Raw genomic sequence first — 25,820 nt, 5'->3', positions numbered from 1 at the left:
AAGCGATGCAAAAGTATCATTTACGGACACATGTTGCTGGCCGCGCCAGGAAAACGCCACACTTTATTATACGTATTACCTTCAGCAGGATCCGGTGTATCTCCTTGCGTCCACCATTGGTTCTGATATTCCTGACCTTGGTATGTAATCGTGGTACATTCAACACCGTATTCTGTTGATGCATTCCATTCTGCGCCATCAACAGGAGGAGGTGTGATTCCACCATTACCATTGTCACCGCCATTATCGTCACCTGTGATCTCTCCACTAACCGCACCGAGATCTGCTGTACGAGACTCTAGCTGTCCAAATGCTTGATAGAGGAAATCAAATAAAGCACTGCGCTGAGGTTCTTCCGACAAAGAGTATCTAGTTTCAAGTGTTACACCAGCAGTTGCTACCGCTTGAGCAAATGCTTGCTGTGCGGTACCTTCATCAATTAGAGTTGGTAACTGATCTTGCTGGGTTTTATAGGATAGTTGAGCAAACACTTTGACAAACACAGGCTCGATATCAGCCACTGTCAGCTGCTGGTTATTCGTCATATTGAGACCAGATGCAACTAAGTCCTCTCCAAACAACTGATCTGCATAGAAGGATACTTGACGAGGATAACGGTACCACCATTCTTCTCCGGAAGCAGAAATCTTTTGTTTGTACTCTTCTGGGCCTAAATCATAGCTGTTTAAATACGGTAGCTCTGAAGTAAAATCGAAATTAGTGCCGTCTCCGTAAGCTTCGACACAAACATCAAGGTAATCACCAAATGCAACACTATAGCTGCCAGCATTGTAAATGACATTTATTAAGAAATCGGTCAAACGAAGGGCATTAGGATCGCTAGTAAATCTCTCATCCTTAAGTGCTGTATTAAAACAAGTGTTCCATGCTTCTTGGTTCTGGTACCAACTTTGGCCAGCCAAAACTTCTAAGCGGTTAATATCGTTAAATTGGAAATACGTCGCTGCAATTGGGCCAAAGTAAATATCTTCTAGGGAATCAGGGCCAACTCTCTCACCTTGCACACCACTGTCCTGATCATCAATGGTATAGCCCAAACCTTGATACAGCGCATCATAGTTTATTAGCCCTAAAGAGCCCGCGGTTGTCGTATCTGGTAGACGCTTATTGTAGTCATTAATTTGGTATGGACCGCCTTGACCTACGGCCAATAGAGAGCTCGCATAGTTTGGCTCATGAATAGGTTGTTTTTTAGCCTCCGCAGAATAATCAGGATTGATTCTAGAATCCGATAGACCCGCTTCTTGTAATAATTGTGACAAAATTGAACCGACTAGGTATTCCTTATTGAAATTAACTTCAGGATATTTTTTCTCAACAAGGTAAGAATACAAAGTACCGGCAATCAAGTTAGAAATGACCACATCTGTCGCATAAGGTGTATTTAAGTGGAAAACATCAATTGTCGTCTGTGCATCATCATAAGGGAAAGTGACGTGATGGATAATGGCATTTTCAGTGGGCAATGCACCAGTGCCACCCTCAGTTCCACCGCCGCTTCCACCGCTGGGCGTTCCATCAAAAACCACATCGGCGGAAAACTCTGGCCATTGCTGCATTTCTTGGCTAGCAGCATTCCCACCAGATACAACGAAAGTCCCATTACTCCATATAGATTCACCGACGTTAACGCCTGGTACTTGTGGAAGAGACTTAAATTCCATTGCATAACTGCTGAGTTGACTTGTATCTAAACCACCTTGATCACTAGGGCTGGCCTTATACTGGCAATACCAGCCTGGTACACAGTTATCAGGAGCAAAAGTTAATGTTTGTTCTATTGTATCCGCTAGTACGTTCCATGATGGAAGCAAAGCGACCCCGACTAATACACTCAATTTATTGAATTTCATATATAACCTATCTATGTTTTATGTCCATACAATCACATATAAAAATAAGTTATTTCACATAGCAAAATAACATCCATAAAACTAACAAGACATGGGCCATAGGCATAATGAAATTTTATAAAAACATTGTTAATCGGCAAAATATCAACCAATCAACAACAATTCACAATTAATAAATCAGCTTTATTTTTATCGTTAATAATGTTGTTTTTGTTAAAATCTATAAGTTTGAACACAATGATAAGTGCTTAAAAAAACCCTAGGTTACAAGGGTAAAGCCACCTCTTCTTTTAAGCCTACTATGTGAAATTAGCATTAGGGATAAGGATGGGAAATTGAGAAAATTCATGGTGAACCATAAGGAAAAATGTCGAGATGAAAAGCAATTCTCTTAAAGAGTCTTTTCAAAACAATATCTATCGACTTCTTATAACTTTATCTTTGGTTATGTAACCAAAGTATACTATCCAATCTAGGGATTTTATTTTACCCTTCGTCTCTTATTCGACTTCGTCTCTTCATAAGGCGTTCTTTAAAATAGATACAAGGAACAAGGCATGGGAGCCTTTTTAAAACAATCATTAACTACCCAAATTGTTATTGCTGCACTCGTTGCATGGGCTACAACTCAGTTACTACCCTTTGAAAAACAAACTTTGCTGGCACTAAGTGAACCTCTATCCCTCATCAAGCTAGTTTATTTGGGTCTTCTAAAGGCCATTGTCGGCATCATGGTGATGTTCAGCTTAATCGAAGGTATTAGCAATATCGGAAGCCTTGTGAGGCTGAAACAAGTTGGCTCCGTTGCTGTTGTCTACTACTTGATCACGACAACCATTGCAATATGTATAGGCCTAGGCGCTGCGCTGATGATGCCTGAATGGACTCCCCTGACTTCTGCGCCTCCTGCCGCTGATAGTTTAACCCTGATTGATGATTCGTCTGCTCAAGGGGTAAGTATTTTAAACAAGCTGCTTTCTATGGCACTCATGAACCCAATTGCCGCCTTGTCAGGTGGTAACCTACTTGCCATCGTCACTTTTTCCATTCTTATTGCGATAGCACTGTTGGCAACTTTAGATAATTCTCATCCTGTTTTTGAGGTTGTCAAAGGTGTCAATCAGAGCATTTCTACCTTAGTTAGAGGTATTATTCGCCTAGCGCCATTTGCAGTCTTTGCTATCGTTTTCGAGCTAACAATTGAGTCTAACAGTACCTTGTTTAGCCAATTATTCGAGTTTGGCTTGCTCGTCTTTGGACTGACCATGATTCACAGTTTGATCGTACTACCTGTGATTGCAAAACTGGCCACAGGCACATCGCCAATTCCACTGTTCAAAGCGATTTCAGCGCCCATGTCCATGGCTCTCGCTACCTCTTCAAGTTCAGCAACTTTACCTCTTAGCTTACAAACCGCAAAAGAAAAGCTTGGAGTATCTGACTCCACAAGCAGCCTAGTCTTGCCTATGGGAGCAGTAATGAATATGGATGGCACCGCCCTATTTGAAGGTGTTGCTGCCGTTTTCCTAGCACAGCTCTTTGGTATTGATCTTTCAACAAGTGCTATCGTTATGATTTTCCTTATGGCGATGGTTTCATCAGTTGGGGCACCGGGAATGCCCTCTGGGTCGATGTCTGGCATGCAGTTAGTCCTATTGGCCGCAGGAATTCCTCTTGAGGCAATCGCGATTCTCCTTATCATTGAAAGACCGCTTGATACCTTTAGAACTGCCGTTAACGTACAAGGTGATTTAATCGGCTCTATGGTCGTTGATCGCTGGAGTCAAAAGCATTCAGCAGAAACTCCCAAACACAGCCAAGTGACAAACTAAAGCTTGATTAAACCCAATCTAAAACGCCCAACGACTCAGAAGTTAGTGGGCGTTTACTTTTCTTAGACAAAACCATCTAGGTTAGCTTATAAAACACACTTGCCAGTGGCGGAATTTTCATTCTTAGTGACTGAGAATGGCCCTCGCTTTCAACTGGCTCTGTCGATATAGAGTGAGGGACTGAGTAGCCACTCCCCGCATAACGAGTGTCGTCTGTACTGAGTAACAACTGATATTCACCACCTAATGGGACACCAAGCCGGAAGTTATCATGTGGCACTGGCGTAAAGTTGGTGACCACTAAAATACGCTCTCCATGAGAGCTCAACCTTTCATGCGCCAAAATAGAAGCTTGTGCTGCATCTTGTAAACGCCATTCAAAGCCACTAGGTTCACAATCAAGCTCATACAGAGCGGGCTGAGAGGAGTAGAGTTTATTTAAGTCGCGGACTAAGGATTGCGCACCTTGATGACGCTCAAACTTAAGTAAAAACCACTGCAATTGATCTTCATGGTTCCACTCCGCTGTCTGGCCAATTTCTGTCCCCATAAAATTAAGCTTTTTACCCGGCTGCGCGTACATATAACCTAAATAAGCTCTCATATTTGCCGTCTGCTGCCATTCATCTCCCGGCATTTTGCTATGAATTGCCCCTTTACCGTACACAACTTCATCATGAGATAAAGACAGTACATAGTTCTCACTGTGTGCATACACCATAGGAAAAGTAATAGTGTCATGGTGATATTTACGATGGACAGGGTCCTCTTTGATATAGGATAGTGAATCATGCATCCAACCCATATTCCACTTAAATCCAAAACCCAGACCACCAAGAAACGTTGGGGCCGATACACCAGGGAACGCGGTTGACTCTTCAGCGATCGTCATTGCATTAGGGAAATGAAGATAAACTTCTTCATTCATCCACTTTAACGTTGCAATAGCGTCATAGTTTTCATTTCCTCCATCAACGTTCGGAATCCACTCATCGTGGCTGCGGGAGTAATCCAAATACAACATTGATGCTACGGCATCGACTCTAACTCCATCAATATGAAATTGCTCAAACCAATACAAAGCATTAGAAACAAGAAAACGTCGCACATGTTCACGACCTAAATCATAAATGTAAGAATTCCAGTCTTGGTGCCAACCACGTCGAGGATCTGGATCATGAAAAAGAGGAGTGCCATCAAAGTTCGCCAAACCATGGTCATCAGAGGGGAAATGCGCGGGAACCCAATCAATCACAACACCAATTCCCGCTAGGTGACACTGATCGACAAAATACTTAAAGTCATCTGGCGAACCAAATCGGCTAGTGGGAGCAAACAAACCCACAGGTTGGTATCCCCAAGAACCATAAAATGGATGCTCAGATACTGGCATTAACTCTACATGGCTATACCCCATATCTTTTACGTAGGGAACAAGCTGCTCGGCGAGTTCACGATAGGTAAGAAAATCACCGTTTTCTTTTCGACGCCAAGATCCCAAATGAAGCTCATAAAAAGAAAGAGCTTGTTTGGTTTTTTCAGTAACGGGGCGGCTCTGCCACTGTGAATCTTGCCAATTATATCGGCTGTGATCGTAGGTTAATGAGGCAAAGGATGGGTATTGCTCCGCATAAGCCCCCCAAGGGTCAGCTTTGTGCGGTAAACCTCTACCATCTGGACCTTTAAGTTCAAATTTGTATTTTTCGTTTTCTTCTAAGCCAGGAATAAAAATGCCCCACATACCATAGTCTAACCTTTGCATTGGAGTGCGGCGACCATCCCATTGATTAAACTCTCCGACTAAACTACACGCTGATGCATGAGGTGCATAAACAAGAAACCGTACACCTTGGATACGCCTGCCAGCACGTTGTAAAGTAACGAATTGAGCCCCCATGTGATGATACATAAGTTTGGGCGTATGTAAGTCCTCATAGTCAGCGTATATTTCATTATATTGGTAAGGGTCATCAAGGATGTGTTCATCATCTTGCCAGGTCACAGCAAGTTTATAATGAGTTTGACTTAAATCGCAGCGCTCACACAGCACAAATCCTGAGTCACCTTCACGTTCTAGGGCCAAACGTTTTTTGCCCTCAATGATTAAATCAACTTTATCTGCACCTGGCATCCAAACTCTCAGCGCACAACGTTTTGATGCTTGATAGGGTCCCAAAAATGAAAATGGATCGGCGCAAGATGCACTCGATAGCTGATCATGCATTACACTGTTTTTGTCTTGTATTATCGTTTTCAAACGATTCTCTCCCTAGCCTAAATTAGTCAGCAATTGACCCGTTAAACATATCGATTAACAATACGCGCTTAACCGGCTGTATACCTTATTAGATGCACGTAAGCCCGCTCTAAAATGCGGGCTCTTTTATCACCAATAGCTTGTTATATAAAACTTGATCCTAGATTAACTAACCTACTTTACCGCGCTCTTTAGTTAACTTACTGGCTATACGATTCACCGCTTCTTTGGCAAATATTTCATCAAGATTCATAGAGAGCTTGCGCCGCCAGTTAGGGTACTCATCAGTAGTCCCTGGAATATTGACTGGCTTATCCATCTCTAACCAGTCTTCAAGTTGGATGCTAAGCAGTGCTGAAGACCCCGCCGCAACATGTTGCTGAAGCCCTTCAGCGAGATAAGAATCCATAGGAACATATTGAGCATCACGGCCCACCCCATCTGGTAAATAACCATGCCATGCCACTGAATCAAGAATTCCTTGCTTGCTTTTAAGGCGATTAGTAAATAAATCATCCAACTGATTTTTATCGGGATATAAACCCAGCTCTTGACCCATTTTAAGATCATCACAATGCCAGAAGCCCCGCAGGGTTGGCATATCATGGGTACACAATGTAGCCATTGACTGCTGCGTATAGTGTTTGGGTGAAACATATCCACCATCTTCCTTTGATGTTTCAAAGAAAAAGACTTTGTAAGAATGAACACCAGCTTCACTTAAGAGTTCAACAATCTCATCCGGAACGGTTCCTAAGTCCTCACCAATAACACTACATTGATGACGGTGCGATTCCAGAGCTAGAATAGATAACATATCCTCAACGGGATAATACATATAGGCACCTTGGGTGGCATTTTTCCCAGTTGGGATCCACCACAAACGCAGCAACCCAAGCACATGGTCAATACGTAATGCGCCGCAATGCTTCATGTTAGCTTGTAAAAGCTTAATGTAAGCATCATAGCCAGTGGCTTGGAGAGTCTGTGGGTTAAGGGGAGGCAACCCCCAGTTTTGTCCCAAAGGCCCTAATACATCTGGCGGAGCACCGATACTGACATCCATAACCAAGTTGCCATTGTCAGCCCAAGTTTCAGCCCCCGCCCCCGCAATACCAACAGCCAAGTCTCGATATAAACCAATCGACATCCCTTTTTCTTCGGCTAATGCCTGAGCTTCTTGAATTTGGATGTCAGCAACCCACTGTAAATACATATACATATGTACTTGGTCGATATTTTCAGCAATAAAATTTTCAACCACTTTGCTATCAAAATGTTGAAGATCTTGCGAAAAGGCTGGCCAGCCCCAAATTTGTTGATTTTCATTTTGCAGAGCAGCATGTAATGCATCAAAAGCAGCTTGGTGTAACAAGCTTTCCCCACCCTGCTCTACAAATGCTAAAAAGGCCTCCGCTCTATTGGTACATTTATTTAGATGGCGTTTTTTAAACTCTCGATATAGTAAAGGAAGCACACTCAGTTTTAGATTCGCAACTTCTGTGTAGTTTACCCAATGCGTATCTCGTACTTTATGCAAACGCTGTTGAAAGTCTGCGCTACCGACTTTTTGCTGAGCCTCAACACAGAGCGAAAACTCAGCCACTGAACTGACGTCTATATACATAATGTTTAGCCAGCGGCGTGAAGATGGACTGTACGGACTCGCGGCTTCTGGGTTGGCTGGAAACAAAGCATGAATAGGGTTCAAGCCAACAAAATCTCCTCCCCTTGATCCGATATCAGATACCAACTGTTTTAAGTCCCCGAAGTCACCTATACCCCAGTTATGCTGAGAGCGAAGCGTGTAAAGCTGTACGCTTGGCCCCCACATTTTTTTGCCGCTGTTGAGAGCTTCTTGCTTGTAACAAGATCTAGGCGCAATAATCAAGGTCATGGTATAAGGTGATTTACGGCGTTTGCGAGTCATAGTGAGTTTGTGATAGCCCCACTCAAGGTCACCGGGTAATGCAAAGACCAGAGGGCCTCCTGAACTTCGCTCATCACGCACAATCTGTGATTGTAGATACCCCTCTAATACAGCGCCTTGCTCGGTCTCAAGGCGCCAGCTAAACTCACTTTCACGAGCACTCGTTCCCAAATTCATGCTTACATATACAGGATCGCCATCACGAACAACTAATACTGGATTTAAAACCTCTTGTTTGTGCTTTTTATCCGCCGAATTAATTAACTTTTCCTCTGAGGTTATGTCGTAACCTAAAGAGGTCAATAAATCGCGAATAGTCTGATCTTCAACTTGTGTCTCTTGACCCCATGCACTGACGTAGCTAGTGGCAATATTAGCCATTTCAGCGACTTGTTCTAATGTGTTTTTTTGTGTCATCGCTAACTCCGAAAAACTCTCTACCTTCCATGTATCGAGTGTTGATAAGTAAAAGCCAAGTCCATAAATGACTTGGCTTGATGAGTATTACTAGCGCTTAATAGCTTCCAATTTCCAGATATTATTAACGTAATCTCGAATTGAGCGATCTGAGCTGAACTTACCGACTAATGCAGTATTGAGTATCGCTTTTTTCGCCCAACTGCTTTGGTCTCTGTACTGCCTATCCATATCCTGATGCGCCTGCACATAAGACGCAAAATCAGCAAGACACAAGTACGGATCACCGCCATCCAGTAAACTATCGTAAGTCGCGCGCAATCTGTCCGGCTCACCTGGTGTAAACTCGTCTCCTAGTAGAAGATCCAACGATGCTTTGAGTAAGGGGTCAGCATGGTAATAATCGAATGGGTTATATCCATCGCTTCTCAATGAGGCGACTTCATTCACATCGAGACCAAAAATATAGATATTGCCATCGCCTACTTCTTCACGAATCTCGACGTTCGCGCCATCCATAGTGCCAATAGTCAATGCACCGTTAAGCGCCATCTTCATATTACCAGTACCGGACGCTTCCTTGCCTGCTGTTGATATTTGTTCCGATACGTCAGCTGCTGGGATGATGATCTCAGCAATACTTACTCGATAGTCAGGAATAAATACAACCTTTAGCTTGTTACCAATTCTCGGATCATGATTTATCTTAGCGGCAATCTTATTAATAGCGAATATGATGTCCTTGGCCAGATGATATCCAGGCGCCGCTTTGGCCGCAAAGAAGACAACACGAGGGACCATATCAAACTCAGGATCATTGAGTAATCTATGATATAGCGACAAAATATGCAGCATGTTTAAATGCTGACGCTTGTACTCATGTAAACGCTTTATCTGCACATCAAAAATAGCCTTAGTGTCGAGTTCAACATCTAGGTGCTCTTTAACCCAATCAGCAAGACGCTGCTTATTGCGCTTCTTAACCGCCATAAATTGCTGCTGGAACTCAGCATCATCGGCATACTGAGCGATTTGCTCAAGCTGCTCTAAGTGTGCTGGCCATTCATTGCCAATTCTACTTGAGATAAGTTCAGACAAGTCTGGGTTACAAAACTTCAACCAGCGACGTGGAGTAATACCATTAGTCACATTCTGTAGCTTAGATGGGTACAAGTCATCAAATTCAGGAAACAAATCGCGCTTAACCAACTGAGAATGAAGGGCAGCTACTCCATTTACGGCATAAGAACCAATAACACTTAAGTTAGCCATTCTCACCATACGATGAAAGCCTTCTTCAATGATGGATAGCTTTTGTTGCTTCGCTACATCACCAGGCCATTTTCGGCGTACCTCTTGTAAAAATAGATGGTTAATGTGGTAAATAATTTCCATATGGCGTGGAAGCAGTCGCTCAATTAATGACTCACTCCAAGTTTCCAAAGCTTCTGGCAGCAAGGTATGGTTAGTATAAGCAAATGTCTCAGAGCTAATAGCCCAAGCCTCATCCCAGCCTAGGCCTTTCTCGTCAATGAGAATACGCATCAACTCTGGAATAGCAATAGTTGGGTGTGTATCGTTTAATTGAATGGTTTCGTACTTGGGCAAAGAAGCTAGCGTATGCCCTGCCTCTTCATGACGACGTAAAATATCTCTCACAGATGCCGCAGAGTGGAAGTACTGCTGCATTAAGCGTAAGGTCTTTCCCTTCTCGTGGTTATCATTTGGGTATAAGACTTTGGTAATATTCCCAGCATCAATCAGGGCATGCTGAGCTTCAAAATAATCACCATTGTTAAAGCTCGCCAGTGAGAAAGGCGCAATTGCTCGACATTCCCACAATCGCAAAGGATAAACGGTATCCGATTGGTAACCGACAATTGGCAAGTCCCAGGGCATAGCTTTTACAGACATGCCAGGCACCCAGCGCCGCTTTTCTTTGCCCTCTTCTTGATAAACCTCAACGTGACCGTAAAAACCGATTTCTTGGGCAAGATCAGGACGAGCAATCTCCCATGGGTAACCTTCAACACATCGCCAAGCATCAGGCGATTCCTGCTGATGCCCCTCAACAAAAGATTGCTTAAATAAGCCATATTCATAATGGAGGCCATACCCAACAGTTGGAAATTCTTGCGCTGCCAAAGAATCCATAAAGCAAGCTGCCAACCGGCCCAATCCTCCATTTCCCAATGATGGATCTCGCTCTTCTTCCAGAAGATCGGTCAAGCTTTGTCCCAGATCTGTCATTGCCTGACTAACCTGCTCATACAGTCCAAGGCTAATTAAGTTATTACCCGTCAAACGGCCAATTAGAAACTCAAGCGATAAATAATTAACACTTTTCGCGTTGTTAATCTTGTTATCTTGCTCGGTTTGAAGCATATCAAACGTTGTCAGTTCAGCCAGCGCACTTCCCATAGCTAAATACCAAGAACGGCTACTGGCCCTTTCTTCTGTCGTAGCATAAGTTGACGTTAAATGTTTCTTAACGCTTTGCTTAAATGCTGCCGTATCAAAACTTTTCTGTTGAGTAGGTTTCATTGGAGAGTTCTCATCTATCGGGGTTAATCCATTTCAGCGATATCGTGCAATGACGCAATAACGGCAACATCCTCCTAACTTCAAAGCCTTTTAGGAGGAGGAGGTAGGGCGTAGAGTCTTACTACGCTTAACCTCAGTGATCTAACTCCCAAATACATTAGGCCCACAGTCACTGGCGGTGATAAAGATCACATCGCACAACGTGTTTAACCATAATCTTTGTTTGATGCAGGCAAGAGACAAAATTTTAATAAATTAATTAATATGCATATCTGATCACAAAACATCTCCTTTGACCGCGCAACTTTCATCAAGATAGGTGCAATCTATGGTATTGGGTACAACTATAAGGCCTCTTATAAGTGACTCATCTCCCACTTTTAGGGCGTAGATGAATTCAAAATGTGAAATGTGCAAAAGTATGGTTGGTGATCAATAACGGCTTCCGAAGTTCTCAAGTAACATCGATGTCATTATCAGACGAGCTCCAAAGATACATCCTTGTTATGATTATCAGAGCACAGGGGAAAAAAGATGTGGATTCCTTCTAAGCTAACTCGCCCAGGTCGTTTACACCATGCGATAACTCGACCGCGAGTTCTCGATTTGCTGCATAACGCACACTGCTACAAGTTGATACTTTTCCGCTCTCCCGCAGGATACGGAAAGACGACAATGGCCTCGCAGTGGTTAATCGATAAGTCACATGTCGGCTGGTATAACATTGATGAAAGCGACAACGACGCCTTTCGCTTCGTCAACTATTTACTAAAAGCGTTAAATAAAGCAACTCATAACACTTGCTCTGTTTCACAAAAACTCGCCGAGAAGAGGCAGTTCTCTTCTCTTGATTCGCTATTTAGCCAAGTCTGTTCTGAACTTGTGCATTGTAACCAAGAGTGTTATCTCGTTCTTGATGATTTTCATCTCATTTCTAACACTGAAATCCACGCAGCATTGCGATTTTTGCTCAAACACATGCCCGACAACCTTACTTTGGTTGTTACCAGCCGATCGACGCCACCTATTGGCACGGCAAATCTGAGGGTTCGTGATTTAATGATAGAAATTGGTCATGAGTTTCTCGCTTTTGACTATGAGGAAACCAACCGCTTTTTCAGTGCTCGAATATCAGGGAATGTCGATAATGTTGTCGTGAGTAACATACGTGACTACGTAGAAGGTTGGCCATCAGCTATACAACTCATCGCTCTTCAAACACAGAGTCAACACAAGAGTCTAGCTCAGTCACTTGAATCCTACTCACAATTTAATCATAGCCATCTGTGGGATTATTTGGTTGAGGAAGTCTTCGAGCAACTTGATACAGACACACGCCAATTTTTGTTGCAATGCTCGGTTCTTGATCATTTTAATGATGTCTTAGCAAGCGAGCTTACGCAAAGAAAAGATGCCTTACATATTATCGAGTCTCTCAATCGCTATGGTTTGTTTATACATCCACTAGAAGGGGAGCAAAACTGGTTTCGCTTTCACAATTTATTCGCTGAATTTCTTGCCCATGAGCGCGCAGCACGTATACCTCACCAAGTTGAAGATCTGCATCAAACCGCAGCACAGGCATGGTTAAAACTGTCATCACCTCATCAAGCGCTCTACCACATTCAAAAGGCAGGTAATCTAGACCTCACTGCAGAGATCCTGTGCAAATATGGCTGGGAAATGTTTAATTCTGGAGAGCTTCAAACACTAGAAGAAGCAATGAATACTCTGTCCCAAACACAGCTATACAGCCAACCTAAGTTATGTATGCTTCAAGCTTGGCTCGCCCAAAGCCAACACAGATATAATGATGTCGGTCATTTGTTATCCCTAGCTGATGAACAAATGAAAGCGCTTAATGTATCTCTGAATACTCAACAAATGGGAGAGTTGAATGCCTTACGTGCCCAAGTAGCCATTAATCAAAATGAACCTGAGAAAGCGTTAAAACTCGCTGAGCTGTCTCTTGGACAACTCGATAACAATGAATATCGCAGCCGAATTGTCGCTACTTCTGTAATAGGTGAAGTTAACCATGTTTTAGGACATCTAAGCAGAGCACTGCCTATGATGCAACAAACAGAGAAACTGGCTCGGCAGTATCAAGTTTACCATCAAGCACTTTGGGCAATGCTTCAACAAAGCGAAATACTCATTGCTCAGGGGTATGTGCAAGCCGCATTCGAAGTACAAGAGAGTGCTTTTAGATTGGTAGAAGAACACCAATTACAACAGGTACCAATGCACGAATTTCTCCTACGCCTTCGAGCACAAGTATTCTGGTGCTGGAATCGACTCGATGAAGCCGAAGAGTGCTCCTACAAAGGTCTTAAGGTTCTTGGCGATGCAAGTCCAAGTAAGCATCTGCATTGCTATTCAATGCTTGCCCGCATCTCAATAGCTAGAGGCGAGCTCGATAAAGCCAACAAGTTCATCGATAACATCCTACATTTACTCCAACAATCTACTTATCATGTCGACTGGATGGCTAACGCCTCGTTATCACTGATTCTATTTTGGCAAGCGAGAGATGATATGCCATCTATGCAGCACTGGCTGGATACTACCTCACAGCCTGGACAGGCTTGCAATCATTTCACTCAGCTTCAATGGAGAAACATTGCCCGAGCCCAAATAAACTTAGGTATGCTCGATCAAGCTTCAGAAACCCTAAACTTTTTGCAACATGAAGCAAATGCCTATCATTTGGTGACAGATAACAATCGTAACTTAATTATTGAAACTGTCCTTGCAACCGCTCAAAACGATGAGACAAGGGCAAAATTATTGCTAAAACAAGCCTTGGAGCTGACTAACCAGACAGGAATTCTTGGTAACTTCCTTATTGAAGGGACCCAAGTTGGATCGGTTTTAGATGATTTGGTCAATAATAATGAGCTCAGCGATCTTGAGCGTCACCGTGCTAAACAGTTACTCAAGGAGATAGCAAGTAGTCAGCGAAGTCGTTCTGTGCATTTCGATGAAGATTTTGTTGATAAATTAATCCATCATCCTAGTGTACCTGAACTAGTACGCACCAGCCCACTGACTCAGCGCGAATGGCAGGTGCTTGGGTTAATCTATTCGGGATTTAGCAATGAGCAAATCGCTCAAGAGCTCGATGTTGCAGGAACAACGATCAAAACTCATATCCGTAACCTTTATCAAAAGCTTGCCATTGCTAACCGTAAAGAAGCCATTACTACTGCCGAAAGCTTATTGCAGCTAATGGGCTATTGAGTTTTTAAAAGTCTATCTCAATGAAGTAGGGAGAGTCTGTTTTAAAGCAAACTCTCCCTAAAAATAAGTTATATGAGCAAGCTTACTCATCCATAGGCAAATCTGCCATTTGTTGCAGTGAATAAGCCGTCGTGGGGTCTATATCTCTCACCAGTTCTTCGACCTGCTCAATAGCTTCAATCGACGAGCTCGCTTTGCGATAACTCAGATAAATGGGTCGGTTCCAATCATCAACGCCAGTAACTTTAAAAAGCTGTCCGCTGGTAATAAAAGGCTCGACGAGGGAAGTGGGTAAGTAAGCACTCCCCCCTTTTTCCAATATAAAATCAAGCGCAATACGAGCCGTTGATGTTCTTAGGTACGGCGCTGGGATCTTAGGGTGTCTTCCCGCATGTTCTGAGGCAAATTTGGTTCCCCAATCGACGTACACGTATTTGTCTTCAAAAACACTACCAATGTGATGCTCATCGGTAGACACCAGCACCAAAACTATGTCTGCCACTCGCTTACAGTAAAGTTCATCGGCCTTAATTTGATCGAATGCAAAGGCCATGTCCAAGGTTCGCTCTTGCAAACTACGATTAAGAGACTCTCGCCCCATCACTTCAGCCATAAATCCATAACCACCGAATGAATCAGTCACTACACTCAAACAGTTTTGCAAGTATGCATCCCACACATTGGGCGTCCCGCCCATAGTTAACTGAAGCGCTTTGCCGCTTTCAAGAGACAGCTCCAATTTAGCCTGCTGAAGCGTCGCAACCATAACCTCAGCATAACTTACCAAACGTTCACCAGAGGACGTTAACTTGATATTGTTTCTGTTTCGAATGAAAAGCTGTGTATCAAAGTAATTTTCAAGTTGCTTGATACGTGCACTAACAGCTGCCTGAGTAATGTACAAATTCTCTGCAGCACGCCCAAAGTGACGCACATTAGCCAATTCTAAAAATGTCTTAAAAACTTTAACATCCATGAAAGACCTCGATTGGAATCAACCATCTTTACGGGTTCAACATAATTTCTACAAGATAAACCGATTCACACCTTTAATAAAAGTGTTTAATGGATACGATAAAAAGGTTTTGTTTTTCTTTTATGAAATTTAGGCCTACTTTTCGTTTTAGTTCAACTAAATATGGTAACAGAGGCGACCTGATATGTCTGACACTCTCTTTCGTCATGGCAAAAAACGTTTTTTTGACAATGAAAAGTTTCCCCGCGGCTTTGCCAAATCTGGTGACTTTACACTGGCTGAAGAAGAAATCCTAACCCTGTACGGCGATACCATGCAGGGGCTAGAAACAGGAACAATAGAGCCTGATAATCTAGAGGAGAAGCACTTTATCAAAGTGTTAGAAACCCCCTCAAAAGCCAAGTCTAAACTAGAACGTGTATGGCTAAAATACGTTCAGCTTGCTCGAGGTAGGAAACGTTTCCACACATTGAATGGCCGGAGCAAACCTGAAACTGTGGAAGATTACTCAAATGACGGGACCTTAGTAGAAGAAGATTAAGTGGATATTAAAAGCCCCTTTACATAAGGGGCTTTCGACTACTTGGCCAACATGGAGACTTTCTTAAGAAAGCTGTCGCGCAGATGCTCTTGATCGTAATCAAGATGGTATGTGTTATGAAAACCCACTTTAAGCTCTACTCCATTACCACGCAAATAAATGCTATAGCCATCGTAGTCTGAGAAGGCTTCTATCCCCTCATACATTTTACCGTGTTCAGTCGGTGTTCCTTTTGCTACGACCGTTTCATAAGCGTGCAGAACTTTTGTTAGATCCAGTTCATTTTTCATCCTGACATCTCCTTATCTCACCAGTTTAGTATGCATAGCATCTGCTGCTTTCGCCATCTCAAACCTTGATTCAAATCAAAAGCAGATAAACTTCATACTATGACACTAAGAAATCCGATCAGGATGGAAAAGTGATTCGGTGGATCAGATCCATAAAATGGTTGCTATCAGTGTAAGTAGAAGTACACAAACCAGGTTAAGAATGAAACCAACCCGCATCATCTCACTCTGTTTGATATGACCAGAGCCAAACACAATTGCATTAGGTGGTGTCGCCACTGGAAGCATAAAGGCACAAGAAGCCGCAACCGCTATCAATACGGATAGCACAATCGGTGATAATCCGAACGCTTCAGCGACACTGGCAAAAATTGGGATAAGCAAAGCGGCACTGGCAGTATTACTCGCAAATTCAGTAAGAAACACGACGAAAGCTGCAATGATAGCGACAACGACAACAATACCCATGTGTGAAATCAGCTCGCTCAGTTCATTGGCAAGAAAAACACTGGTTCCGGTAGCTTTGAGCACGTTACTCAAGCAAATACCACCACCAAACAGTAGTAATACCCCCCAATCCGCTGTTTTCTCGATATCTTTCCAATGAACAACACGAGCAAAGTTAACCGCAATAACCGCACATAAAGCAACAATAGTGTCGAACTTAGCATAACCTCCGATCACGGCATTAATAGGCTTACTAAAAATCCATAGACACACTGTCAATGCGAAAATTGCCAAGGTGACCACTTTTCCTTTATCCCACTCAATGGGCGCATGGTCCAATTCAAACTCACCTGACAAATTAGGTTTTAATACATAAAACAGCACTGCGATAGCAATCGGTAAAAGTAACAACGAAGTTGGTAAACCAAAACTCATCCAATCGGTAAAACTCAGACCGACTTCTGCCGCTGCTATGGCATTTGGTGGGCTACCCACAACAGTCGCAATTCCGCCAATACTCGCGCTATACGCCGTACCCAACAAAACAAACACATAGGTTTTATGACCACTTTGAGAATTCACCTTACTCAGCACGCCTAAAACTAGCGGCAGCATCATGGCCGTTGTCGCTGTGTTACTGATCCACATAGACAGCCCTGCCGTAACCCCAAAAAGCATAAAAACAGCTGTGCTCATCTTACCTCTAGCGATAACTAACACTTTATCTGCAATGACCTTATCTAATCCCTGACGATGCATTGCCGCTGCAAGTGCAAAGCCTCCTAGAAACAGAAAGATTATCGAATTTGAGAAGTTATTGAGTGCGGTCTGGGTATCAAAAATACCAAATAAGACAGCCAAAATAGGAACAAGAATTGCGGTAACAGTGACATGTAGCGCTTCAGTTAGCCAAAGAATACCAATAAACGTGAGCATACTCAGGCCTAATACGACTTGAGGCTCAAAAGGTAAAGTGAAGTATAAAGTGATAAATAAGGCAACATTAGCAAGAACAATAAGGCTGTTACGATTAAACAGCCACTCACTGGTATTGGTAGGCAAAGGGACGTTATCGTTTCGATTCATTTATAATATTTCCTCATCAGGCTAAGGCGACACACCAAATGATCCCATATAAAGTGAGGAAAAGAGTTTTTTTGTTATAAAAACGTTAACTGTCTCAAAACATAAAACCGGTAAAGAACGATAATAGAAGGTTTATAAAAACCAAAGCAGACTACAAACTGCGTTCACTCAGCGCCTCTACCATAACTGACTGTATGGCAAGTACACCATATTGAGCACCACCAGTAGTACCATCGACAGAAAAGTAAGCTTCATACCTTGAACTCGACCTTTTAAGTTTTCTGCCAAAATAGCCCTAGCGTGTATTATCCGACCCACAAAAAACAAACTACCGATGGCATGAATCATCCACGAACTAGCACCATTATACTCAACCAAAATTAATAAAATTAAAGTGATTGGAATGTAATCAACTGCATTACCGTGCGCACTCCGAGCCACTTGCAGCGCACTGACACCACCATCTGCATACGCGACTTTAGCACTACGACGCTGTTTGATAACTTGAAACGAAAGCCAGATCATTAATCCAGCTAATATCGAAGCATAAAAAGCTGAAATCATGCATTTCTCCTATATGAACGGGGGTTGTTAACAAGATTCATTGATACAGCATTCAGCCTGAAGAAAACAAATTACCTCAGAGAGATTTTGGTACTCGGCCACACAATAGAGTATTCGCCCCTCTCGTCGCTGGGTAATCAACTTTGCCGAGGCTAGGCTCGAAATATGATGAGAAAGAGTCGAACCTGGAATTTCTAGCATATCTTGGATAGTACCGACAGATACGCCTTTCTTACCCGCTTTGACAACACATTTATAAATCGATAAGCGAGTAGGGTGTCCAAGCTCTTTGAGTGCCTTTGCCACTTCCTCAAGTTTCATTCATTGCTCCTAAACACAAGCATTTCTACAACAGTCGAAGTATAAACCGATTTCAGTTAACACAGCTAGATTATTCACTTTCTTGATGCATATGACTCACACTGGAGCACAAAGCAAGAGCAAAAACCTGTTTAGCTGCATCATTTTTGATACAGTTAACAACAAGCAATCTAACTGAGGACAAAACATGAGAATCGCATTTATCGCTCTGATATTACTAATTGCTGGCTGCTCAAATACGTGGCAAGGAGTAAAAGATGACTCATCTAAAGTATGGGAAGATACCAAGCAAGCGATCCATGAAGCGACAGAAGACTAACCTCTTTCGTATTCACAACCTTCTCCTATGTTGAGCACATATCTGCTTTAGCTTGTCAGCCAGATTGGTTAACATGCTTTTGCCGCCAAAGTTTGACCACTGTGATTAAACCATTGATTATAAATTGAGTTTCTCCCTATTTATTGCCATTGTTCACTATGCCGAAAAGCAAGTGGTAGCGCGTTTGCAACCAATGGTTATGTGAATAAATCCGATCTTTAGCTCAATGATAAAAAAGTACTCTTACTTACTATGAAAGTAGCTTAGGTAAGCGAAAGTATTTTTGTTTAACATGTGGTGCACCCATTTATAGCTCAAATTCAACCAAGCCAGACAAAGTGAGAGTCCGTTTAAGGGCTATCGATACTGATATAGTCGAAAGGCCAATATCTCATAATTTCATCACGTCAAAAGGAAATTGGGAAGAACTAGAAACAACCCTGCCAGTCTATGAAGGGCATGAACCATCGAGAAGATAGTAAGTGTATGGAAACCAGTATGAAAATAAATATTGTGGGCGCAGGTCATGTTAGCCAAACTCGTCGCTCTTCGATACTACAACGGGGATAAACCCCGTTAGCATTACTATCTTTCCCCTAACACTTCAAATTCATCAAAAGACAAACGCGCAGCCCCATCCTCGCATAAGGTCCATACTTCTTTATGAACAACGCCATAGGCTTTGTTCATGATCCAACGCGAAGACAATGCAAAGCTTTTATCATCGACTTGCTCCCATTGAATGTCGCTGTAAGCCACATCAGAAAAACCTTGATCTATGATGCCTTGCCAAAATTTAAGTATTTGCTCACGACCTTCAAAGATACCAAAAGGCTTAGCGACCATAACTGCATCATGAGTATATTGCTCAGCACATCCCTTGGCATCTTTTTGATTAAATGCCGTTTTCCACCCTTCACTACCCAAGTTACATAATGTCAAAATTGATGGTTTCATTGTAATTCTCCTTGCTAGTTTGATGAGAGCAGTGTATTTCTAGTTTTAACATGGAAAAACAAACAAATTAGAAAACACTGTTTATAAAAAGAGAACAATAATGAATAAACACAAGCAAATGTTGATCTTCAAAACGATTGTAGACTCAGGCTCTATTTCGAAGGCAGCTGAGAGGCTTGAGCTATCAAAGTCTGTACTTAGTAATCACCTTAAGCATCTAGAGAATGAACTCAATGTCGATTTACTTAAGAGAACAACGCGAAGACAATCACTGACTCTGGCTGGAGAACAATTCTATCAGCACTGTGTCGCATTAAATGATGTGATGTCGCGAGCATGGGAGGACATACACCAACTCCAACATCAACAGCAAGGGAAAGTATCGGTAACCGCACCGGTCGCCCTGATGGATAGCATAGTCATTCCAGCTTTAAGTGATGCATTTGCCCTGTATCCCAAGGTATCACTGCACTTGATCGCCGACGATAGACAATTAGATTTGCTTCAGCACGATATCGACATTGCCATTCGAGTTGGAGAGTCCCCAAATAGTCACATAAAACAAAAAAGAATTGGCCGCTTTCAAGACATACTCTGCCAATCAACGCACAGCCTTGAGTCGCCCAGTGACGCAAATTACATCGCAAACCACTGGCAGACCAAAGAAGTAGTTCATACCCTGCATAACAAACAAAGCGCATCGACTATAGAACTGAGCTACACGTCCCACCACAGAGCAAACAGCGTCAATCAAGTAGCTAGTCTTATTCAACACAACATGGGGATTGGTTTATTGCCAGATTTTTTACTTACTCAATATTCTGATATAGAGCCTTGTTTTAAAGATCATTATCTAGCAATAAACAATGTCTATGCGCTTCATCCCTATTCAAAATCTCCACCAGCAGCTGTCGTTCATGCGATCGATGCAATCGAAAAAAGACTGAAATCCGTGACGGAATTTTGAACACCTGTTTAACCAAGATCAAGCTTCGAGATTATTTGTGACCACACGCGAAACACTGTCCTACAATTGAAAAACTCATCAATAAATTGCTAGGGGGAATTTACGATGATTTCAACATTCAGAGACTACGAACTGCAAGATAAAAATCACTTTCATGCACATATCGAGGTAAACCCGACTGGGCTATTAGATGTTGATATTATTGAGAACAAAGAACATCACCAAACAGAGCTTTGCAACGTAAGCTTTGAAAAACTAGCAGGCAAGACACGCTTAAAAGGCAAGGAAGCACAAAACCAGTGGCAACTCGATCTTGATGACAAGGACGCGATAGAGCTTTACCTCCTCATATCGAAAGCTAATGAAGAGTACGAGATACTTATGCGAAATCTATAACGTAAAGTGTAACTGTTGGGAAGCCTTGTATTTTTCCTGACAGTTTCTTTCTCCCAGACCTCTATCCCAATTTCGCTTTAAGGCACCAGCTCAGAATTTTATCACTCAAACGTTCCAACTTGTCAGCGAACAGGTAGATCATCAAAACAAAAACCACAGAGCCTAAAAGATCTATAGGCCTGTGCATTCCAAACCATAATCGACTGTATGCTACTCCCATGGCCCAAGCACTTATTGCCAGAGTGAGCAAGTAACGACCATTTCGGAGAAATACATTACCAAAAAATGCCAAACAAACAGCAGCGAAAATAGTGTGTCCTGAAGGAAATGAGTAATCTCTCTCTCCCTGCCATTGAGACGTTCTCCAACCACTCACTATACCCCCCATCTCTGCTATCACCTCATTTTTCTGCAGCGAACTTAGGTTATAGAAATGCGATGGCTGGGGGATCAAAAGATTTTGAGTTAAGACTTCAGTGTATGGCCTAGGGATTTCAGTCAGCTGTTTAAGGGCCGATTTACAAACAAAGCCTAGAACAAGTATCAACCCTAGGTGCACTACTTTTTTGACCCGCTCGGAACGTGTTGGAATGAGTTTCCAAGAAATAGATAACATAACCATAAGCGAAATAACAAAGCCTTTGGGGCCCGCAGAAAACGTTAGGGCAGTTGCGCTAATACCTACAGGGACTGACACAGAGCTGAGTAAATCAATATCATTAACAAAGACACTTAGCGCCATTATTCCAAGAAAAAATAAGACCAGAAGTGTCACATAATATTGATTGCTAGATAAAGAATGCTTCACCACCTATACTCCGCATCGAAATCTTGAAGAGGCAAAATATTAATCGATGCACTAAGGACAATTTATCAGATCAATGTCAAATCAGTGAAAGTTCGCACTAACATGTTAAAGCCATCACACAGTAGCATTATATTGCTCAATAACTTAGGACCAATAGCCTGTTGCTGCTGAGCCAGTTCCTAGATGAACACTAAGGGTAACCGCATATCAACGAACATTGGCATGACCATCAAAAAAGTGATGAACAGGCCCTCTTCCCTGCCCAACATTAAGCAATTCGGCGTGAGCAATGGCTTGCGTGATATACTGTTTTGCCAAATATATAGCTTTATGTAATCGATAACCCTGAGCCAAATAAGACGCAATAGCAGAAGATAGTGTACACCCTGTACCATGTGTATTGCGGGTTGAATAACGTCTCGAATGCAACCACTCGATACGATTAGGTAGAATCAGTAAATCGGAACTATTTGATGAAGTTTCCATATGTCCGCCTTTTAAAAGCACAGCCTCACACTCAAGTTGACGCAATGGCTCGATCATACTCTCTACCTGGTGTGTATCCTTAGGCTCACCTTTTCCAATAAGCACTGCTCCCTCTGGCAAGTTAGGGGTAACTAAATCGGCCATCGGCAGCAATTCCTCTCTTAATGTACTAACTGAAGAATCTTCTGTAAGTAATTGTCCACTGGTCGAAACCATCACAGGATCAACAACTAAGTATTGGGGTTGATATTGCTTAAGTTTATCCACAACTAACTTGATTACGCTTGAGTCCACAAGCATTCCTACTTTAACAGCGGCAACCTCAAGATCACTAAATACCGCATCTAGCTGACTTTCAATGAGCTGAAGTGGTGTCGGATGAATAGCAGAAACACCAAGTGTATTTTGAGCAGTAATCGCCGTAATAACAGAACAAGCATAACTACCAGTTGCGGAGATGGCTTTAATATCAGCCTGAATACCAGCGCCTCCACTACTATCAGAACCCGCAATGGTTAATACGACTGGAGGGATGAGGTCTTGGTTTGGCATAATAGCTCCTTGTACTGGAAGTAAAGAAACGCTTTGCCAATCACAGCCACTTAACACAATATAAGTGAGCAAAGTGAGAACAGGTGTCGCTTACGCGCCCGTGCAAATAGTTCCCTACGCCAGTATTAACTGAATCAGGTTCGACGGGTCCCGCAATGCGATCTCAGCTTATAAGGCACCAGTCCATATAAGCTCCCCGACTATTTAAATTCAATGCTAGCAAGAAATCGAGTTCTCTAACACCCCAAACTTTATTGTACCAACGTACGTCTCAGGCATCACACCAACATGCTATCCTATAGTAATGGCTCTCATAGGCTAATAGGTTTTATACATGGCGCAAGAAGCTCTTTTATCTCGTATCAACGAACTGCCTCGCATTCAAAAAGTACTTCAAGATTTGCTCAACATGGTGAATGAAGATGAAGTGGATTTCGAGCAACTCTCACACAAAATATCAACTGATCAGGTGCTTAGCGCAAGGCTTTTGCGCATGGCTAACTCTGCTCACTTTGGTGGGAATACGCCCGTATCTTCCGTTCATCAAGCACTATTACGTGTGGGAACAGGGCCGATAAGAACATTAGTCGTTGCCTCTGTATTGTCGAGTGCCTTTCCTAAAGTAAAAACATTAGATCTCAATCAATACTGGATAGACACTTTTGAAGTGTCCGTCATTGCGAGTAAAATTGCTGAACAAATGAAAGTGGACCCTCACGAAGTTTTTACTACGGGCATCCTACATAATATCGGCGAACTCATGATTCACACATTAGTACCTGAGGCCGCTATACAAATAGCAACCCGAGCACAAAATGGAGAAGACGCCATATCTGTCCAAGAAGAGTTGCTAAATATCAGCGCTCCAGCATTAGGTGCGAAATTAGCAAGATCATGGCGCTTTCCTGCGCCTATGGTTGATGCTATCGCAAACTTCCATGAACCAAGAGACGCTGAATTATCTCCTCAAATGGCCACAACCATTCACTTGGCGCGCACAATAAATAGAGATTGGGATGAACTCATAACCGATGAGTCTAAAATGAGATACATCAATGAGCATCCAGATTCTAGACTTCTACAAATACCCGCTGAATTTTCAGCGACAATAGACAAGTTTCGTGGAAGTGGCCGTGAGCTGGCGGCACAACTCAATGCCGCCTAATCAGACCTCAAAGCTAGAACGCAGAGGTTTCCGTTGTTACTTTATCAACCATAGCACCGCCTTGACTCCCAATCAGAGTCAAAAAAACTGTGAATTGCTGGCCTTGCTCGGTGCAAACAGAAAACTGCTCCATTTTCTTCTCACCGAGTTTTAGAAATTGCATCTTGATGTTATACACTGAGTAGCACCACCGGCCATGACAATCTATGGTCAGAGAGCCTAATGTGTCTTTCTCTGCAATCACACTGTCCGTATCAAACTTGGTATAAGGACAGACTTGTTCCGGAAACTCAAACACGCCTGAATCAACCAGCAATGGAAAGCCGTTACTTTGGGAACGATCATCATACTTTGCGTCATATTTCTCAACTTCAGGGTGATGTGACTTGTTGTCAGCAAACATACGTAGGCTAAAGATGTTGACACTACGGTGGCCAGCCTGAGAATTAAGGGAATGAGCCATAACCGCCTCCTGTGATTCAAAGTGCATGAATAATCTCAATAACGCAAGCGGTGTGCCATAAATCAATCCATCATAAATTCGGAAAAGCTATTACTGTTCAAATAAATAGCTGATGTGGCATTATTAACACAATCTCGCTTTCAAAATGAGTCGCAAAACAAAATAAGGTTACTAATATGTTAACGGCAATAAAGGGCGATAGTTTAATATTAGGCAAAACCACGCCATAACAACAAATCCTATGTTCCCCAAAATGCGATAAAATAAGAAATATCAGACTATGAAACTAGAAAACCTAGATACACCAGCCTTGTTCATTGACATAGACACTGTCGAGAACAACCTGACAGAAATGCAACGTAGAATTGATCATCTTGGCTTAACACTCAGGCCTCATACTAAGGCACATAAAATCCCTCAGCTAGCACGAAAACAGATTGATTTCGGTGCAAAAGGAATATGTACTTCTAAACTCGGTGAAGCTGAAATCATGCTCGAAGGTGGTATTGAAGACATTCTTATCACCACGCCTATTGCAGGGGATAACAAAGTCCAGCGTCTAATTAAGCTCCATACTCAATACCCTAAAGCAAAGCTATATCAAGTCATCGACCACCCCTTGCACGTTGAGAGTATTGCTAAATTAGCCAAGCAGTCGCAAGTAGAAGTCAACCTTCTAATCGAGGTGGAAAGTGGTCAACAAAGATGTGGTGTCGCGGTTGGCCAAGACTTATTAGCTCTGATTGAGAAAATCGTCGATACCCAAGGAGTAAATTACTCGGGCATACAAGCATACAGTGGACACTTGCAACTTGTTAGAGGTTTCGAAGAAAGACAAAAACAAGCTCGAACAGCCGTTACCGAGCTATTTGACTACATAGAAACCGAACTCAAACCACGCAACCTAACACCCCAAATTATCAGCGGGGGTGGTACTGGTACTTATCAGGCCTATCAAGGTTTGCATTACACTGAGATACAAGCTGGATCGTATCTGTTTATGGATGCTTCATATACCAAGATCGGAGACGAGCAAAATCAGGATGCTAACCGGCAGTTTGCCCCAGCTTTAAAAGTACTTAGCACAGTGATAAGTCACCCAACACCAAACCGCGCCGTCATTGACGCTGGTATGAAGTCACTTTCAATCGATCTAGGGATGCCGACTGTCGATACTAGGCAGGATATCACCTATCAATGTGGCGGTGACGAGCATGGCATACTGCATATCGACTCACACCAAACACTCAATATAGGTCAAACCTTAATGCTAACCCCTAGCCATTGTGACACCACTTTAAACAACTTTGACTATTTGCATGTTGTGAAAAATGGACAAGTAGTGGATACATGGAAAGTTTCTGGTCGAGGACGCTCAGATTAGT

At 42.6% G+C, this 25,820-nt stretch carries 21 protein-coding genes, 1 pseudogene and 1 riboswitch; of the genes and pseudogenes, 9 read left to right on the top strand and 13 right to left on the bottom strand.

The window, feature by feature from the left end:
* Positions 1 to 20 precede the first annotated feature (20 nt).
* On the bottom strand, positions 21 to 1,874 hold the full coding sequence (locus tag DPF90_RS05475; RefSeq protein ID WP_114785321.1) for a hypothetical protein: 1,854 nt from the start codon (positions 1,872 to 1,874) through the stop codon (positions 21 to 23).
* A gap of 557 nt (positions 1,875 to 2,431) precedes the next feature.
* Here DPF90_RS05475 and DPF90_RS05470 point away from each other — a divergent pair.
* Positions 2,432 to 3,706, top strand: a complete 1,275-nt coding sequence (locus tag DPF90_RS05470; RefSeq protein WP_114785320.1) for a dicarboxylate/amino acid:cation symporter — start codon at positions 2,432 to 2,434, stop codon at positions 3,704 to 3,706.
* A gap of 76 nt (positions 3,707 to 3,782) precedes the next feature.
* Here DPF90_RS05470 and glgB read toward each other — a convergent pair whose 3' ends face one another.
* The 3 genes from glgB to DPF90_RS05455 all read right to left on the bottom strand — a co-directional run bounded on the left by glgB (position 3,783) and on the right by DPF90_RS05455 (position 10,854).
* On the bottom strand, positions 3,783 to 5,930 hold the full coding sequence (glgB, locus tag DPF90_RS05465; RefSeq protein ID WP_114785447.1) for a 1,4-alpha-glucan branching protein GlgB: 2,148 nt from the start codon (positions 5,928 to 5,930) through the stop codon (positions 3,783 to 3,785).
* Positions 5,931 to 6,132: 202 nt separating this feature from the next.
* Entirely contained in the window at positions 6,133 to 8,310 is a 2,178-nt protein-coding gene (gene malQ / locus DPF90_RS05460; RefSeq protein WP_114785319.1) for a 4-alpha-glucanotransferase, read from the bottom strand.
* A gap of 90 nt (positions 8,311 to 8,400) precedes the next feature.
* Positions 8,401 to 10,854, bottom strand: a complete 2,454-nt coding sequence (locus DPF90_RS05455) for a glycogen/starch/alpha-glucan phosphorylase (protein ID WP_114785318.1) — start codon at positions 10,852 to 10,854, stop codon at positions 8,401 to 8,403.
* A 534-nt stretch (positions 10,855 to 11,388) separates the two neighbouring features.
* Here DPF90_RS05455 and malT point away from each other — a divergent pair.
* Positions 11,389 to 14,097, top strand: a complete 2,709-nt coding sequence (gene malT, locus DPF90_RS05450; protein WP_114785317.1) for an HTH-type transcriptional regulator MalT — start codon at positions 11,389 to 11,391, stop codon at positions 14,095 to 14,097.
* Between the two features lie 82 nt (positions 14,098 to 14,179).
* Here malT and DPF90_RS05445 read toward each other — a convergent pair whose 3' ends face one another.
* The gene (locus DPF90_RS05445; RefSeq protein ID WP_114785316.1) at positions 14,180 to 15,073 is read right to left on the bottom strand and encodes a LysR family transcriptional regulator; all 894 of its coding nucleotides are present in this window, start codon (positions 15,071 to 15,073) and stop codon (positions 14,180 to 14,182) included.
* 184 nt (positions 15,074 to 15,257) lie between these two features.
* Here DPF90_RS05445 and DPF90_RS05440 point away from each other — a divergent pair, with 184 nt between their 5' ends.
* Complete coding sequence (locus tag DPF90_RS05440; protein ID WP_114785315.1) at positions 15,258 to 15,614, top strand: MaoP family protein; 357 nt, start codon at positions 15,258 to 15,260, stop codon at positions 15,612 to 15,614.
* A 38-nt stretch (positions 15,615 to 15,652) separates the two neighbouring features.
* On the opposite strand, the gene DPF90_RS05435 is transcribed toward DPF90_RS05440, so the two are convergent.
* The 4 genes from DPF90_RS05435 to DPF90_RS05420 all read right to left on the bottom strand — a co-directional run bounded on the left by DPF90_RS05435 (position 15,653) and on the right by DPF90_RS05420 (position 18,322).
* Positions 15,653 to 15,904 carry a DUF3081 domain-containing protein gene (locus DPF90_RS05435; protein ID WP_114785314.1) on the bottom strand — a complete coding sequence of 84 codons (252 nt, stop codon included), beginning with the start codon at positions 15,902 to 15,904 and terminating at the stop codon, positions 15,653 to 15,655.
* Between the two features lie 144 nt (positions 15,905 to 16,048).
* Positions 16,049 to 17,437 carry an SLC13 family permease gene (locus tag DPF90_RS05430; protein WP_114785313.1) on the bottom strand — a complete coding sequence of 463 codons (1,389 nt, stop codon included), beginning with the start codon at positions 17,435 to 17,437 and terminating at the stop codon, positions 16,049 to 16,051.
* 177 nt (positions 17,438 to 17,614) lie between these two features.
* Positions 17,615 to 18,001 (bottom strand): MAPEG family protein, encoded by a 387-nt coding sequence (locus DPF90_RS05425; RefSeq protein ID WP_114785312.1) that lies wholly within the window; start codon positions 17,999 to 18,001, stop codon positions 17,615 to 17,617.
* 27 nt (positions 18,002 to 18,028) lie between these two features.
* Positions 18,029 to 18,322, bottom strand: a complete 294-nt coding sequence (locus DPF90_RS05420; protein WP_114785311.1) for an ArsR/SmtB family transcription factor — start codon at positions 18,320 to 18,322, stop codon at positions 18,029 to 18,031.
* A 187-nt stretch (positions 18,323 to 18,509) separates the two neighbouring features.
* On the opposite strand from DPF90_RS05420, the gene DPF90_RS05415 reads away from it, so the two are divergent.
* On the top strand, positions 18,510 to 18,641 hold the full coding sequence (locus DPF90_RS05415) for an entericidin EcnAB (RefSeq protein WP_114785310.1): 132 nt from the start codon (positions 18,510 to 18,512) through the stop codon (positions 18,639 to 18,641).
* 138 nt (positions 18,642 to 18,779) lie between these two features.
* Positions 18,780 to 19,120: pseudogene (locus DPF90_RS20535) on the top strand (GFA family protein); the annotation flags it as partial.
* Between the two features lie 106 nt (positions 19,121 to 19,226).
* Here the strand turns inward: DPF90_RS20535 and DPF90_RS05405 are convergent.
* On the bottom strand, positions 19,227 to 19,598 hold the full coding sequence (locus DPF90_RS05405) for a YybH family protein (RefSeq protein WP_114785309.1): 372 nt from the start codon (positions 19,596 to 19,598) through the stop codon (positions 19,227 to 19,229).
* A 100-nt stretch (positions 19,599 to 19,698) separates the two neighbouring features.
* Between DPF90_RS05405 and DPF90_RS05400 the strand changes: the two genes are divergently transcribed.
* Both DPF90_RS05400 and DPF90_RS05395 read left to right on the top strand, forming a co-directional pair.
* Complete coding sequence (locus DPF90_RS05400; RefSeq protein ID WP_114785308.1) at positions 19,699 to 20,565, top strand: LysR family transcriptional regulator; 867 nt, start codon at positions 19,699 to 19,701, stop codon at positions 20,563 to 20,565.
* 105 nt (positions 20,566 to 20,670) lie between these two features.
* Positions 20,671 to 20,961: a hypothetical protein gene (locus DPF90_RS05395; RefSeq protein ID WP_114785307.1), complete on the top strand. Its 291-nt coding sequence runs from the start codon at positions 20,671 to 20,673 to the stop codon at positions 20,959 to 20,961.
* 61 nt (positions 20,962 to 21,022) lie between these two features.
* Here DPF90_RS05395 and DPF90_RS05390 read toward each other — a convergent pair whose 3' ends face one another.
* Both DPF90_RS05390 and thiD read right to left on the bottom strand, forming a co-directional pair.
* Positions 21,023 to 21,769, bottom strand: a complete 747-nt coding sequence (locus DPF90_RS05390) for a phosphatase PAP2 family protein (RefSeq protein WP_114785446.1) — start codon at positions 21,767 to 21,769, stop codon at positions 21,023 to 21,025.
* Between the two features lie 207 nt (positions 21,770 to 21,976).
* On the bottom strand, positions 21,977 to 22,807 hold the full coding sequence (gene thiD / locus DPF90_RS05385; RefSeq protein WP_114785306.1) for a bifunctional hydroxymethylpyrimidine kinase/phosphomethylpyrimidine kinase: 831 nt from the start codon (positions 22,805 to 22,807) through the stop codon (positions 21,977 to 21,979).
* 94 nt (positions 22,808 to 22,901) lie between these two features.
* Positions 22,902 to 23,016, bottom strand: a riboswitch (TPP riboswitch).
* Between the two features lie 125 nt (positions 23,017 to 23,141).
* On the opposite strand from thiD, the gene DPF90_RS05380 reads away from it, so the two are divergent.
* Entirely contained in the window at positions 23,142 to 23,972 is an 831-nt protein-coding gene (locus DPF90_RS05380) for an HDOD domain-containing protein (protein WP_114785305.1), read from the top strand.
* A 13-nt stretch (positions 23,973 to 23,985) separates the two neighbouring features.
* Here DPF90_RS05380 and DPF90_RS05375 read toward each other — a convergent pair whose 3' ends face one another.
* Entirely contained in the window at positions 23,986 to 24,435 is a 450-nt protein-coding gene (locus DPF90_RS05375; RefSeq protein WP_162813991.1) for a VCBS domain-containing protein, read from the bottom strand.
* 280 nt (positions 24,436 to 24,715) lie between these two features.
* Between DPF90_RS05375 and DPF90_RS05370 the strand changes: the two genes are divergently transcribed.
* A complete protein-coding gene (locus DPF90_RS05370) occupies positions 24,716 to 25,819 on the top strand; it encodes a DSD1 family PLP-dependent enzyme (RefSeq protein ID WP_114785303.1) in 1,104 nt (367 codons plus the stop codon).
* Position 25,820 lies beyond the last annotated feature (1 nt).

Origin of the sequence: Vibrio tetraodonis (genome assembly GCF_003350295.1) — a bacterium.
GTDB classification, from domain to species: Bacteria; Pseudomonadota; Gammaproteobacteria; order Enterobacterales; family Vibrionaceae; genus Vibrio; species Vibrio tetraodonis.
This window is presented reverse-complemented; position numbering and strand designations above follow the sequence as displayed.

What these genes read in the sequence shown, in the direction of transcription:
- DPF90_RS05475 (WP_114785321.1), bottom strand. Translation starts at nt 1,874, where the DNA reads ATGAAATTCAATAAATTGAGTGTATTAGTCGGGGTCGCTTTGCTTCCA.
- DPF90_RS05470 (WP_114785320.1), top strand. Translation starts at nt 2,432, where the DNA reads ATGGGAGCCTTTTTAAAACAATCATTAACTACCCAAATTGTTATTGCT.
- glgB (WP_114785447.1), bottom strand. Translation starts at nt 5,930, where the DNA reads ATGCATGATCAGCTATCGAGTGCATCTTGCGCCGATCCATTTTCATTT.
- malQ (WP_114785319.1), bottom strand. Translation starts at nt 8,310, where the DNA reads ATGACACAAAAAAACACATTAGAACAAGTCGCTGAAATGGCTAATATT.
- DPF90_RS05455 (WP_114785318.1), bottom strand. Translation starts at nt 10,854, where the DNA reads ATGAAACCTACTCAACAGAAAAGTTTTGATACGGCAGCATTTAAGCAA.
- malT (WP_114785317.1), top strand. Translation starts at nt 11,389, where the DNA reads ATGTGGATTCCTTCTAAGCTAACTCGCCCAGGTCGTTTACACCATGCG.
- DPF90_RS05445 (WP_114785316.1), bottom strand. Translation starts at nt 15,073, where the DNA reads ATGGATGTTAAAGTTTTTAAGACATTTTTAGAATTGGCTAATGTGCGT.
- DPF90_RS05440 (WP_114785315.1), top strand. Translation starts at nt 15,258, where the DNA reads ATGTCTGACACTCTCTTTCGTCATGGCAAAAAACGTTTTTTTGACAAT.
- DPF90_RS05435 (WP_114785314.1), bottom strand. Translation starts at nt 15,904, where the DNA reads ATGAAAAATGAACTGGATCTAACAAAAGTTCTGCACGCTTATGAAACG.
- DPF90_RS05430 (WP_114785313.1), bottom strand. Translation starts at nt 17,437, where the DNA reads ATGAATCGAAACGATAACGTCCCTTTGCCTACCAATACCAGTGAGTGG.
- DPF90_RS05425 (WP_114785312.1), bottom strand. Translation starts at nt 18,001, where the DNA reads ATGATTTCAGCTTTTTATGCTTCGATATTAGCTGGATTAATGATCTGG.
- DPF90_RS05420 (WP_114785311.1), bottom strand. Translation starts at nt 18,322, where the DNA reads ATGAAACTTGAGGAAGTGGCAAAGGCACTCAAAGAGCTTGGACACCCT.
- DPF90_RS05415 (WP_114785310.1), top strand. Translation starts at nt 18,510, where the DNA reads ATGAGAATCGCATTTATCGCTCTGATATTACTAATTGCTGGCTGCTCA.
- DPF90_RS05405 (WP_114785309.1), bottom strand. Translation starts at nt 19,598, where the DNA reads ATGAAACCATCAATTTTGACATTATGTAACTTGGGTAGTGAAGGGTGG.
- DPF90_RS05400 (WP_114785308.1), top strand. Translation starts at nt 19,699, where the DNA reads ATGAATAAACACAAGCAAATGTTGATCTTCAAAACGATTGTAGACTCA.
- DPF90_RS05395 (WP_114785307.1), top strand. Translation starts at nt 20,671, where the DNA reads ATGATTTCAACATTCAGAGACTACGAACTGCAAGATAAAAATCACTTT.
- thiD (WP_114785306.1), bottom strand. Translation starts at nt 22,807, where the DNA reads ATGCCAAACCAAGACCTCATCCCTCCAGTCGTATTAACCATTGCGGGT.
- DPF90_RS05380 (WP_114785305.1), top strand. Translation starts at nt 23,142, where the DNA reads ATGGCGCAAGAAGCTCTTTTATCTCGTATCAACGAACTGCCTCGCATT.
- DPF90_RS05375 (WP_162813991.1), bottom strand. Translation starts at nt 24,435, where the DNA reads ATGGCTCATTCCCTTAATTCTCAGGCTGGCCACCGTAGTGTCAACATC.
- DPF90_RS05370 (WP_114785303.1), top strand. Translation starts at nt 24,716, where the DNA reads ATGAAACTAGAAAACCTAGATACACCAGCCTTGTTCATTGACATAGAC.